The following is a 12,978-nucleotide window of genomic DNA, read 5'->3' on the forward strand; positions in this document are numbered from 1 at the left end:
CCCTTATTAGGGGCGGTTTGTCCTTCTAGGGGCAAATAACAAGAGGATGAAAAATGATTGAGCAATTTTTCTGGCCAGAATCCGTTAAGCAGGCGCTTGAACTCAAGCGCCAGTTTCAGGATGAGGCAGTCTATTTTGGCGGGGGTAGCAAGTTAAACGCGACGCCGACCAAAACGACAAAGAAGTTTGGTATCGCTTTATCAAAACTCGGGCTTGATAAGGTGAGTTTGCAGCAGGGAAAACTACACATTGGTTCTCAGGCAACGCTACAGCGGCTGATTGATACCCCGCTGATCCCCGATGCGCTGCGTCATGCTCTGGGATTTATCTATTCCCGCCATCTCCGTAATCAAGCCACTCTAGCAGGCGAAATTGTCGCCAAGCAGAAAGAGCGCGTTCTACTTCCCGTGTTGTTAGTGCTTGATGCACTGGTGGTGACGGCAAAAGGTGAAACGATCAGCTTAGAAGAATATCTGGATAACGATCGTGACGATCTTCTGCTTGAGGTGATCCTCCCCGATCCTTATCAAAACTGTTCAACGCGTAAGATCGCACGTTCTGCGGCAGGCTTGGCCGTGATAACCGCGGCGGTAGCAGCTGGCTCCAATGGTGAAATGAAAATTGCGCTAGATGGCGTGTCAGAACGAGCAATACGGCTGCGTGACGTGGAGTCTCGTGGTCTGAGTGATGACGAATTAGAGAAGGCCGTGAGCGATGCCATTTCCCCACGTGCTGATATCGGAGGCAGCGAAGCATACAAGCGCTATATCGCGGGTGTTGTCGTTGCAGAACTGTTGGCTGACTGTCAGCAGATGAGTGAGGAAAAGTGATATGAATATTCGCTTTACGCTAAATGGTACCCCTTGCACGTTGTCATGCGAAGCGGGGGATAACGTGCAGAAAGTCTTGTTCAATCTAGGCCTGCATTCTGTACGCAACAGTGACGATGGGTTTGGATTTGCGGGTTCAGATGCCATTATTTTCGATGGTGTGGTGGTTAACGCTTCGCTGTTGATCGCCGCTCAACTTGAGGGATCGGTAGTACGCACCGCAGAATCACTGGGCACGTGGAATCAACTTAGCCCAGTACAACAGGCGATGGTTGATGTGGGGATTGTGCAATCAGGCTATAATGATCCTGCTGCTGCGCTAATTCTTACCGAGCTGCTTGAGCGTATTCCATCGCCAACGCGTGCTCAGATCGATGATGCATTATCGGGATTATTTAGCCGTGATGCGGGCTATCAGCAGTTTTATCAGGTGGTTGAATTAGCCCAGGCGCGCATGGCCGATCCTTTCTGCCAGCAGGAGATCGCTCCGGAGTTTCGCGATGATTTGCAGGTGGTGGGCAAGCTGTGCCCAAAGGTCGATTCTGCCAAAATGGTGCAGGCTAAACCTTGCTATGTAGAAGATCGCGTCCCTGCCAATGCTTGTATTATCAAGATGCTGCGCAGCCCCCATCCGCACGCGCTGATTACGCATTTAGATGTAAGCAAGGCGGAAGCATTGCCGGGCGTAGTACATGTGATTACGCATTTGAACTGCCCTGATATTTATTACACGCCGGGTGGACAAAGTGCGCCTGAACCTTCTCCGCTCGATCGCCGTATGTTTGGTAAGAAGATGCGCCATGTGGGCGATCGTGTGGCTGCGGTCGTGGCCGAAAGCGAAGAGATTGCGTTGGCGGCATTAGCGTTGATAGACGTCAGTTTTGAAGTATTGAAACCGGTCATGTCGATTGATGAGGCAATGGCCGACGGTGCTCCGCTTGTTCACGATGAACCTATTGTTTATGTGAACGGCGCACCGGCTGACCTTGAGGTGCAGAATCGGGGCTCGGCGACGCGGGGCGAGCACATGATCATCAACTTCCCGATTGGTGCAAAACCACATAGCAATATTGCCGCAGGCGTTCACGGCCGTATTGGGGATGTTGAGAAGGGATTCGCTCAGGCGGATGTCGTGATTGAACGCACGTATGAATCGACCCAAGCTCAGCAATGCCCGACAGAAACTCATGTTTGCTTCACCTATATGGACGGTGAGCGATTAGTGATCCACGCGTCTACACAGGTACCGTGGCATGTTCGTCGTCAGGTTGCGCGTTTGGTTGGGCTGAAGCAAAATAAAGTCCATGTTATCAAAGAGCGTGTGGGTGGTGGATTTGGCTCTAAGCAGGACATTCTGTTAGAAGAAGTCTGTGCATGGGCGACCTGTGTGACGGGGCGTCCGGTCTATTTCCATTACACTCGCGAAGAAGAATTTATCAGTAACACCACGCGACACGTTGCCAAAGTGAAGGTGAAAATTGGGGCAACGAAAGAAGGTAAGCTTACCGCCATTGATATGGATTTCCGTGCCAATACCGGCCCTTATGGCAACCATTCTTTAACGGTTCCCAGCAATGGCCCCGCGCTTTCATTGCCCCTCTATCCTTGCGACAACGTTAATTTCCAAGTGACGACGTACTACAGCAATATCTGCCCAACTGGTGCTTACCAAGGCTACGGCGCGCCGAAAGGAAACTTTGCGCTAACCATGGCGTTGGCTGAGTTAGCTGAACAGCTCAATATCGATCTGCTGGATATGATCGAACTAAACCGCGTCATCGAAGGGCAAGAGCTGAAAATACTGGGCGCAATTGGCGAAGGTAAAATGCCAACGTCGGTACCCACCGCAGCGAGCTGTGCGTTAGAACCGATTTTGCGTAAGGGACGCGAGCTGATGAACTGGGGGGCTAATAAGGCACCGCAGGGAGATTGGCGAATCGGACAAGGTGTGGCGATTATCATGCAGAAATCCGGCATTCCAGATATCGACCAAGCAAACTGCATGGTGAAGCTGGAATCTGACGGCACGATTATCGTTCATTCTGGCGGCGCAGACATCGGTACGGGATTGGATACGGTAGTCACTAAACTTACCGCAGAAGTGTTGTGTTGTTCACTGGCTGATGTGCATGTTATTTCGGGTGATACCGATCATGCGCTCTTTGATAAGGGGGCTTATGCGTCCTCAGGTACGTGTTTCTCCGGCAACGCTGCCAAGAAAGCGGCTGAAAATCTGAAAGAAAAAATCCGTTTCCACGGAGCCCAGATGTTAGGTGAACCTATCGACGACGTAGTGATCGTCCACCCAAGCATCGTGCGAGGTAAACAGGGCGAAGTGAGCTTTGCTGAAATTGCACATAAAGCTGAAACGGGGACGGGCTTTGGTACGCTGGTTGCGACCGCGTGTTATATCACGCCTGATTTTGCTTTCCCGTTTGGCGCGAACTTTGCCGAGGTTGCGGTCAATGTGCGAACCGGTGAGATTCGGCTCGATAAGTTCTATGCATTGCTCGACTGCGGTACGCCGGTTAACCCAGAACTGGCGTTAGGGCAAATCTACGGCGCCTCTATGCGTGCCATTGGACACAGCCTGACAGAAAAGCTGTTTTACGATGAAAACGGTAGCCCAATAACGCGCGATCTACAGACCTATGGGGCACCAAAAATTGGTGATATCCCACGAGATTTCCGCGCATTTCTGGTGCCCAGCGACGATAGGGTTGGCCCATTCGGTGCTAAATCCATTTCTGAAATCGGTGTGAACGGCGCTGCGCCTGCAATAGCGACGGCGATTCACGACGCCTGCGGTGTTTGGCTACGAGAGTGGCACTTTACACCGGAAAAAATCCTCCGAGGACTGAATAAGCTCGAGGCGTAAGCGTAATAAGGCGCGAGGAGATCGTTCTCGCGCCTCTACGATTCAATAGTTAACTAAGCATGAGCTTAAGTCTGGATTCAATTTAATCTGGGCAGGGTTTCTGCATGGTTTTTCCCGCATTTATTGAATCAGATATTCAATTTCTCACTGGAGTAGAAAATGTCTGATGTACAGCAAGTTGCAGATAAAACCGTTAAAAATGAGTCCTTATATTCTGAGGATTCAGAGCTTATTTACCATCTTGATGATAAACCGCCGTTGCATGAAATGTTGATCGGCGCGGTGACGCATCTCCTCGCTATTTTCGTTCCCATGGTTGCTCCTGCGTTGATTGTCGGCACTGCGCTAGGGCTATCTTCAGAGGTCACCGCCTATTTAGTTTCTATGGCGATGATTGCCTCGGGGATTGGTACGTTCATCCAGGTCAATCGATTTGGTCGCGTAGGTTCAGGATTACTCTCCATTCAGTCGGTCAATTTTTCGTTCGTGACCGTCATGATTGCGCTGGGGGGTTCGATGAAAAAAGACGGGCTCGACGAACAGGCGATTATCTCCGCCTTACTCGGCGTGGCCTTTGTCGGCGCGTTTCTGGTTGTTGCCTCGTCACAGGTTCTCCCGTATCTCAAACGCGTGATCACGCCGACCGTCAGCGGCGTTGTGGTTCTGATGATTGGCCTTAGCCTGATCAAAGTTGGGATTATTGATTTTGGCGGAGGCTTGCCAGCCAAAGGCGATGGCTCCTTTGGCAGCTATCAAAATCTCGGTCTGGGATTTTTAGTGCTGTGCGTGGTGATTGGCTTTAACTGCTGCCAGAACGCGCTGTTGCGGATGGGTGGGATCGCCATCGGCTTAATCGTGGGATATGTCTGCGCGTTATTTATGGGCATTGTTGATTTCTCGCCTCTAAAAGATCTGCCGATTATCACTATTCCTCAGCCGTTTAAATATGGTTTCTCATTTGATTTTCATGCCTTTTTGGTTGCGGCTACCATCTACCTTTTAAGCATCCTAGAGGCGGTGGGCAGCATCACCGCAACGGCGATCATTTCTGAACGCCCAATCGTGGGTGAGGAATACGACCGGCGGTTATCCGGTGGGGTGCTGGCCGATGGTTTGGTTTCGGTGATTGCCTGTGCGTTGGGCTCTCTGCCGCTGACCACGTTTGCGCAAAACAACGGCGTGATCCAAATGACCGGCGTGGCCTCTCGGCACGTGGGGAAATACATCGCGGCGATATTGGTGATCCTTGGGCTGTTTCCGGTTATTGGACGTTTCTTTACCACCATCCCCGCGCCTATTTTAGGAGGCGCAATGACTCTGATGTTTTCGATGATTGCCCTCGCCGGGATAAAAATCATTCTGTGCGGCGGTATGGATCGGCGTGAAACCCTGATTGTGGCAACTGCGCTGGGGATTGGGCTGGGCGTTTCCTACGATCCGCAAATCTTCCGTGTCCTTCCTGATTCTATTTATGTGCTGTTCGAAAACCCCATCTGTGCGGGTGGCGTAACCGCCATCATTCTTAACCTGCTGATCCCTAGAGTGAATAAGCGCGGTCAAGAAGATGAGTTGGAAGAACTGATTAAGCCGGTAACTGAGAATTTTACTCAAGCGAAATAGCGGTTTGTCACTCTGACATGCGAATGGAGAAAACATCATGTCTGAACAACATTCTTTGAAAGCGATACGCGGTAATTTTTTAGATATTGTCAAAACAGTAGAGCAGCCTGAGGAAATTGAATCTCATCTGCGCTTTATTGAAGACGGCTTAATGCTGCTCCGCAGTGGGAAAGTTGAGTGGTTTGGTACATGGCAGGAAGGGAAGCATCTGATCCCTGAGGGCATCCGCGTGCGTGACTACAGCGGAAAAATGATCGTGCCCGGTTTTGTGGATACCCATATTCACTACCCGCAAAGCGAAATGGTGGGGGCCTATGGTGAACAGTTGCTGGAATGGCTGAATAAACACACGTTTCCCGCCGAGCGGCGTTACAACGACATTGAATACGCGCGCGAAATGTCAGCTTTCTTTATCAAGCAGCTATTGCGCAACGGCACCACCACGGCGCTGGTATTTGGCACCGTTCACCCCGAATCGGTTGATGCGCTGTTTGAGGCCGCGCATAACATCAATATGCGAATGATTGCGGGCAAAGTGATGATGGATCGCAATGCCCCTGATTATTTGCTCGATACGGCGGAAACCAGCTATAGCCAAAGCAAAGCGCTGATCGAACGCTGGCACCATAACGGGCGTTTGCTCTATGCCATTACGCCGCGCTTTGCCCCAACGTCAACGCCAGAACAGTTGGCAATGGCGCAGCGGCTGCGGGAAGAGTATCCCGATACTTATTTACATACCCATCTTTGTGAAAATAAAGACGAAATTGAGTGGGTTAAAGCTCTGTATCCCGAACGAAAGGGCTATTTAGACGTTTACCATCACTATGGATTAACCGGTAAAAATAGCGTTTTTGCGCACTGCGTGCATTTAGAAGAGCCTGAATGGGACTGTTTGCGCGACACCGGCTCGTCTATCGCGTTTTGTCCAACGTCGAATTTGTATCTCGGCAGCGGTTTGTTCAACTTGAAAAAAGCGTGGCATAAGCAGATTAAAGTCGGCATGGGAACGGATATCGGCGCTGGAACCACCTTCAATATGCTGCAAACGCTGAATGAAGCCTACAAAGTGATGCAGCTTCAAGGGTGGCGAATGTCAGCCTATGAGGCGTTTTATCTGGCGACCCTCGGCGGTGCCAAAGCATTAGGGCTTGATGACATCATCGGGAATTTCAACATAGGCAAAGAGGCGGACTTTGTAGTTTTAGAGCCAACGGCAACGCCGTTACAGCAGCTTCGTTACGATAACTCTGTGACTCTCATGGACAAATTATTCGTGATGATGACGCTTGGCGATGACCGTTCGATCTACAGAACCTACGTGGATGGACAATTAGTGTACGAACGCACCTAAAATGTCGATATCTTTAGTTGAAATGACGGTTTATAGGCCAGATAATCGTTTGCCTTAAATAACCGTCCCATTTTTATGACTGATGTGCTTGATGGGGTAATCGTTTGCTTTGTGGTTTCGTCGCAAGTTATAGATACCGCAAATGGATATCGCAAAGTTACGGTAATAAGAAAAACGCAGGTTCAGGCGTTAGCAATCTTGAACAACATTATTGTCATCATGCGCAATGTTAAAACACTCAGAGGACATCAATATGTCTAGCAATTCATCTCAAGAAGGGTCAGCGGGTAAATCGGGCGGTTCGCTTGACGCTTACTTTAAAATTTCGGCTCGTGGAAGCAGCGTTCGCCAAGAAGTGTTGGCGGGTGTGACGACTTTCCTTGCCATGGTGTATTCCGTTATTGTCGTGCCGAGCATGTTGGGCAAGGCTGGATTCCCCCCAGGAGCCGTGTTTGTTGCAACTTGTTTAGTGGCGGCTTTTGGTTCTTTGCTCATGGGGCTGTGGGCGAATTTGCCAATGGCTATCGGGTGTGCGATTTCCTTGACGGCGTTTACCGCGTTTAGTTTGGTGCTTGGGCAGCACATCAGTATTCCAGTGGCTTTGGGCGCCGTATTCTTGATGGGCGTTCTGTTTACCCTGATTTCGGTCACGGGAATACGTTCGTGGATATTGCATAACCTGCCGATGGGGATTGCTCACGGAACGGGGATTGGTATTGGTCTATTCCTGCTGCTGATTGCCGCGAACGGCGTGGGCCTCGTGATTAAAAACCCACTTGAAGGGCTGCCGGTTGCGCTGGGCGCATTCACTTCTTTCCCTGTGATGATGTCCTTGCTGGGGCTTGCCATTATCTTCGGCTTGGAAAAACTGAAAGTCCCAGGCGGTATCTTGCTGGTGATCATTGGTATTTCAATCGTCGGGCTGATTTTTGACCCAAGCGTGAAATATCAGGGGTTGTTCGCATTACCAAGCCTGTCTGCTGCCGATGGTTCATCGCTGATCTTCAGCCTCGATATTATGGGGGCATTGAAGCCGGTAGTCCTGCCAAGCGTTCTAGCGCTGGTGATGACGGCGGTTTTTGATGCGACCGGTACGATCCGTGCGGTGGCTGGTCAGGCAAACTTGTTGGATAAAGACGGCCAAATCATCAGCGGTGGCAAGGCGTTAACCGCTGACTCCGTGAGCAGCATTGTCTCGAGTTTTGTTGGCGCTTCCCCTGCGGCGGTATATATCGAATCGGCGGCGGGTACGGCAGCAGGCGGTAAAACTGGGCTTACGGCTACCGTTGTCGGCGTGCTATTCCTGCTGATCTTATTCCTGTCTCCGTTGTCTTATTTGGTTCCTGGATACGCAACGGCACCGGCGTTGATGTATGTTGGCTTGCTGATGCTGAGCAACGTTTCCAAGTTAGACTTCAATGACTTCGTTGATGCGATGTCAGGTCTGGTATGTGCGGTGTTTATCGTACTGACCTGTAATATCGTGACCGGTATCATGTTGGGCTTCACCACCTTAGTGATTGGCCGTATCTTCTCCAATGAGTGGCGCAAGCTGAATGTGGGAACGGTAATTATCGCGATTGCGTTAGTGGCATTTTATGCGGGCGGCTGGGCAATTTAAGTTCGCCGGGTGAAAACCGATAACGTTTATAAGAGCGCCTTAGGGCGCTCTTTGTTTTTATAGGATGAGCGCTTGCGGTCGCTATCTTCAACAGAAATAATACCATTGGTTACTTTCAGGTAATTCTCAGCCTTTTTGCACACTTTTTCCTTTAGGACAAAAATCATAAGGTGATATGTTTGAAAGGGTATTTATAAGCAAAACGCGGTTGTATTTTGTAGTGAGACTAAGGAAAGCATGGAAATCTTCTTTACTATTCTGATCCTGATCCTAGTGGTGTCTTTATCTGGGGTGGTAACGCGTATGTTGCCGTTCCAAATACCGTTGCCGCTGATGCAGATTGCTATCGGGGCTCTGCTGGCATGGCCGCATTTTGGCCTGCACGTCGATTTTGACCCTGAACTTTTCCTCGTACTGTTTATCCCTCCGCTGCTGTTTGCTGACGGGTGGAAAACGCCAACGCGAGAATTTTTACACCATGGGCGTGAGATTTTAGGTCTGGCGCTGGTGCTGGTGCTCATCACGGTGGTTGGCGTCGGGTATTTCCTGCATATCCTGTTGCCTGAAGTTCCTTTGGTGGCTGCGTTTGCTCTGGCCGCCGTGCTCTCGCCAACTGACGCCGTGGCGTTAGGTGGGATCGTGGGCAAAGGCCGCATTCCGAAAACCATTATGGGCGTGCTGGAAGGCGAAGCCCTGATGAACGATGCGTCTGGTCTGGTTGCGCTGAAGTTTGCTATCGCCGTTGCGATGGGCACGATGGTGTTCACCGTGGGTGGTGCGACGCTTGAGTTCCTTAAAGTCGCGATTGGTGGTCTGCTCGCCGGTGTTGCCGTGACATGGTTATACAGTAAATCACTGCGCCTTATAAGCCGCTGGGCGGGCGATGATCCTGCCACGCAAATCGTATTCTTGATGCTGCTGCCGTTTGCTAGCTATCTGATTGCTGAACACGTGGGCGTTTCCGGTATTTTGGCCGCGGTTGCGGCGGGGATGACCATCAGCCAGTCGGGCGTGATTCGTAATGCACCGTTGACGATGCGTCTACGCGCTAACAGCGTTTGGGCAATGCTCGAGTTCGTGTTTAACGGCATGGTCTTTATCATGTTGGGGCTGCAACTGCCGGGGATTTTGGAAAGCTCCATTATTCAGGCAGAGCGCGATCCTACCATCCAGACATGGTTCCTGTTCACTGATGTTGCGTTAGTGTACGGCGTGCTGCTGGTATTACGTTTCCTGTGGCTATGGTGCATGCGTCGCTTAAGTTTGCGCTTCATCAAACGTAATCCACTTCAGTTCGCCAGCTACAGCCTGCGTGACCTGTGGATTGCGTCGTTTGCAGGTGTGCGCGGTGCGATTACCTTAGCCGGTGTGCTCTCTATCCCGCTGTTCTTGACCGATGGCACGCCGTTCCCAGGGCGATATCAGCTCGTGTTTATCGCCACCGGAGTGATTTTATTCTCGCTTATCGTCGGGGTTGTGGCGCTGCCATTGCTGCTGAAAGGCATGGAGGTCAACGATACGAATACCTATCGTGAAGAAGAGACGATGGCCAAATCGGTTACGGCAGAAGTCGCGATTGAAAGCCTGAAGAAAATGCAGGAACGCTTGGAAGTCGATACCGAGGAAAACATCGATCCTCAGTTGCTGACAGAGGTGAGTTCGCGTGTGATAGGGAGCCTGCGTCGGCGCATTAGCACCAAGGAAAACGCCGAAGAGATGCGCAAGGTGGAAAACCTTGAACGTCGCTTCCGTTTAACCGCGCTACGCGCTGAACGCGGTGAGCTTTACCATCTGCGCGCCACACAAAAAATCAGCAATGAAACGTTGCAGAAGCTGCTGCACGACCTTGATTTGCTGGAAGCGTTGCTGGTGGAGAAGAGTGGGTAAGGTGTTTTAGGTTTACTTCGCCTCGTAGGAACATGACCCCCCCCCAGCCTCCCCCTTAGCAGGGGGAGGAGCCGATCGAGAATCTTTCAATTAACGCTGAACGATTCCCTCCCCTGCGAAGGGGAGGGTTAGGGTGGGGTCATCTAACTACTTCAACGTTATCCACTCTGGATGCATTTCCCCGTTCGGCCAATATTCTCGGCAGCGCGCGATCCACGCTTGAGCGCTGTGCGACAAGTATCGCCCTTCACACCAAATCAAACCCAGTTCCCACATCAGTTTTGGCTCTAACGGCAGCCAAAGTAGGGTCTTTGGATCGAGGCGTTGGCAGATAGGTTCGGGCAAAATCGCGATGCCTACGCCAGCCTGAACCATGGCGGCGAGAAAGTCCCACTGTCCGCTGCGAACCGCAATCTGCGGCGTTACGTTGTGGGTTGCAAAAGCCTGCATCAGCTGTTTATAAAGCGCGAAATCTTCGTTGTAGATCAGGATATTTTGCTCGGCGAGTTCGGGCATAGCGATGCTGGTGCGCGATAGCCACTCTTCGGTGCGGGGCAGTAAAACGCATAGCGGATGGCTGAACAGCGGCAGCGACGCGATGGCACCATCGGTATCTCCTGAAAGCGCCGTTAAGGCAAGATCGAGTTCACCTGACAATACGGCCTGTTCAACGGTAAGCCCGCCAAACTCAGAGATAATCAGTTCGATTCCCGGATAGTTATGGCGAAATTCATTAATCAATCCGGCCATTTGGGTACCGACCATCGGAGGAATACCTAACTTAAGCTGGCCACGTTTCACCGTGCTGATATCTTCTAGCTCTGATCTTAATTGGCTAAATTGATCCAGTATGGTGAGGCCTCGTTGATAAACCGCTTGTCCACTGTCGGTAAGATGTAAACGACGCCCTTCGCGGATGAGCAGCGTACATCCCAGCTCATCTTCTAGATGGCGCAGCATTTTGCTGATGGTTGGCTGGGTAACAAACAGTTTTTCCGCCGCGCGGGTAAAGCTTTGTTGGCGTACCACTTCCACGAAATAGCGCAGCGTTCTGACGTCCATGGTGTCTCCATAAGAGCGTTTTGTTGATGGAATAACAAAGTATGCCAATTTGGCATAAAGGCAATAATATTAATTCATTTTATGCAGGTATTGTTTACTGCCTATACTGTGCGCTCATTCACACTTTTGCTCATTCTGAGGTTATCATGTCTCTGGCGTTGCGCTCTCGCGCACCGTTCGTCCTAAGCCGCTTACAGGTGCCTGTTCAGGTTGCTTTGTATGCCGCACTGTTTTTGGTTGCACAATGGGCAGTGGTTAGATTCCACCTTCCTCTTCCCGCCAATATCGTGGGTATGCTGATGCTGCTGGCGATGATCGTTTTACGTGTTTTACCTATCAAGTGGGTTAAGGCGGGTTCGCGTTGGTTATTGGCTGAAATGTTGCTGTTTTTTGTTCCTGCCGTGGTTGCGGTGGTGAATTACGCTTCGCTATTAATGGTAGAAGGTTGGCGGATTTTTGCTGTGATTGCGGTGAGTACCACGCTGACGCTCGGTTTGACGGCGCTGGTGGTGGACAGGGTTTATCGTTTAGAGATTTACCTACAGCGTAAAAAGCAATCTGCGGCCTATAAGCGAGATCGCGCATGAGCAGTTTAAGTATTAGTGTGCTGTGCCTGTTGATGACGTTAGCGCTCTATTTTGCCAATAAGAAAATCTACCGTCGCCTTCATACCATTTGGATGATGCCGCTGGTTTTAACGCCGCTGATTCTAGTGCTGTTTTTGGTGATCACACATGTTTCCTATCAGGATTACATGGGAGAGAGTCGTTGGCTGCTTTGGCTATTGGGCCCGGCGACTATCGCGTTTGCGGTACCGGTTTATGAAAATATGGCCGTGATTCGCCGCCACTGGATGTCGTTGAGTGCGGGCGTGATTACGGCAACGGTCGTTGCGGTGAGCAGCTCGGTTTGGCTGGCTCGGTTGTTAACGTTGCCGGAGGAAGTACAGCGTAGTTTGGCTGTGCGTTCAATTACCACGCCATTTGCGTTGGAAGCGGCTAAACAGCTGGGTGGACAACCCGATTTGGTCGCGCTGTTTGTGGTGATTACCGGCGTATTCGGCATGGCCGTGGGGGATATTTTATTCCTACGTTTGGCGGTGCGCAGCGGTATGGCGAAAGGGGCCGGATTAGGTGCCTCGTCGCATGGTGCAGGGACCGCAAAAGCTTATGAAATAGGGCAGACCGAAGGCGTGGTTTCAAGTTTAGTTATGATGTTAGCGGGGGTAGTGACCGTGGTGTTAGCCCCGCTGATCGGCCATGTGATGTGGTCATGAATTTCAATAATAAGCCTGTATAAAACAGCGCTATAACTGCAAGAGTTTGCCTCTGCCTAGCACCCGCACGGCAGAGGTTTTTTTTGCTCTATTTTCAGCGCTGCTATTGGAACATTTTTTCCAAATACTGGCTGAGGCGCGCACGCGAGGTAAAACCATGGGGAATTCCGACGAACGCGGTATCTACGGCATGGGGATCCTGAGGGAAACGCGTATAGGCCACGCTGCTGCGTAGCGGCTCCGCGGGGTGTGCAAATTTCAGACTTTTCTGTCCGAGCGCCGGATGGATAACCAGCGCGGTTCGGCCCATTCTGGCCTCGCGGTTAACATACACATAGTGATCGCCTTTATGAAAACCATAGGCTTTATCGGTCACGTAATCTCTAATAAAACCAGTTCGTTCAAGTACCTGTGCGACTTCGTCAGGGCGTAAATACATGCTGACTCTCC

General features: G+C 50.9%; 10 protein-coding genes. 8 read left to right on the forward strand and 2 right to left on the reverse strand.

Annotation, left to right across the window (positions count from 1 at the left end; all coding sequences use genetic code 11):
- Positions 1-53 precede the first annotated feature (53 nt).
- The 6 genes from ygfM (at position 54) to DSM2777_RS05530 (ending at position 10,190) form a co-directional block, all read left to right on the forward strand.
- Positions 54-830 (forward strand): molybdopterin-dependent oxidoreductase FAD-binding subunit, encoded by a 777-nt coding sequence (gene ygfM, locus DSM2777_RS05505; RefSeq protein ID WP_061553370.1) that lies wholly within the window; start codon positions 54-56, stop codon positions 828-830.
- Between the two features lies 1 nt (position 831).
- On the forward strand, positions 832-3,708 hold the full coding sequence (locus DSM2777_RS05510) for a molybdopterin-dependent oxidoreductase Mo/Fe-S-binding subunit (RefSeq protein WP_046459894.1): 2,877 nt from the start codon (positions 832-834) through the stop codon (positions 3,706-3,708).
- A 159-nt stretch (positions 3,709-3,867) separates the two neighbouring features.
- Positions 3,868-5,328, forward strand: coding sequence for a nucleobase:cation symporter-2 family protein (locus DSM2777_RS05515; protein WP_061553371.1), 1,461 nt, complete (start codon positions 3,868-3,870; stop codon positions 5,326-5,328).
- 37 nt (positions 5,329-5,365) lie between these two features.
- On the forward strand, positions 5,366-6,682 hold the full coding sequence (guaD, locus tag DSM2777_RS05520; RefSeq protein WP_046459893.1) for a guanine deaminase: 1,317 nt from the start codon (positions 5,366-5,368) through the stop codon (positions 6,680-6,682).
- 253 nt (positions 6,683-6,935) lie between these two features.
- Positions 6,936-8,303, forward strand: a complete 1,368-nt coding sequence (locus DSM2777_RS05525; RefSeq protein WP_061553372.1) for an NCS2 family permease — start codon at positions 6,936-6,938, stop codon at positions 8,301-8,303.
- 237 nt (positions 8,304-8,540) lie between these two features.
- Positions 8,541-10,190, forward strand: coding sequence for a Na+/H+ antiporter (locus DSM2777_RS05530; protein ID WP_061553373.1), 1,650 nt, complete (start codon positions 8,541-8,543; stop codon positions 10,188-10,190).
- Positions 10,191-10,337: 147 nt separating this feature from the next.
- Here DSM2777_RS05530 and DSM2777_RS05535 read toward each other — a convergent pair whose 3' ends face one another.
- The gene (locus DSM2777_RS05535) at positions 10,338-11,252 is read right to left on the reverse strand and encodes a LysR family transcriptional regulator (protein WP_061553374.1); all 915 of its coding nucleotides are present in this window, start codon (positions 11,250-11,252) and stop codon (positions 10,338-10,340) included.
- 146 nt (positions 11,253-11,398) lie between these two features.
- Here DSM2777_RS05535 and DSM2777_RS05540 point away from each other — a divergent pair, with 146 nt between their 5' ends.
- Both DSM2777_RS05540 and DSM2777_RS05545 read left to right on the forward strand, forming a co-directional pair.
- Positions 11,399-11,839, forward strand: coding sequence for a CidA/LrgA family protein (locus DSM2777_RS05540; RefSeq protein ID WP_025798503.1), 441 nt, complete (start codon positions 11,399-11,401; stop codon positions 11,837-11,839).
- Complete coding sequence (locus tag DSM2777_RS05545) at positions 11,836-12,528, forward strand: LrgB family protein (RefSeq protein WP_046459743.1); 693 nt, start codon at positions 11,836-11,838, stop codon at positions 12,526-12,528. The genes DSM2777_RS05540 and DSM2777_RS05545 overlap by 4 nt, the downstream gene beginning before the upstream one ends.
- A 103-nt stretch (positions 12,529-12,631) precedes the next feature.
- Here DSM2777_RS05545 and DSM2777_RS05550 read toward each other — a convergent pair whose 3' ends face one another.
- Positions 12,632-12,967, reverse strand: a complete 336-nt coding sequence (locus DSM2777_RS05550) for a DUF2002 family protein (protein WP_025798499.1) — start codon at positions 12,965-12,967, stop codon at positions 12,632-12,634.
- Positions 12,968-12,978 lie beyond the last annotated feature (11 nt).

The organism is Obesumbacterium proteus (assembly GCF_001586165.1).
GTDB classification, from domain to species: Bacteria; Pseudomonadota; Gammaproteobacteria; order Enterobacterales; family Enterobacteriaceae; genus Hafnia; species Hafnia protea.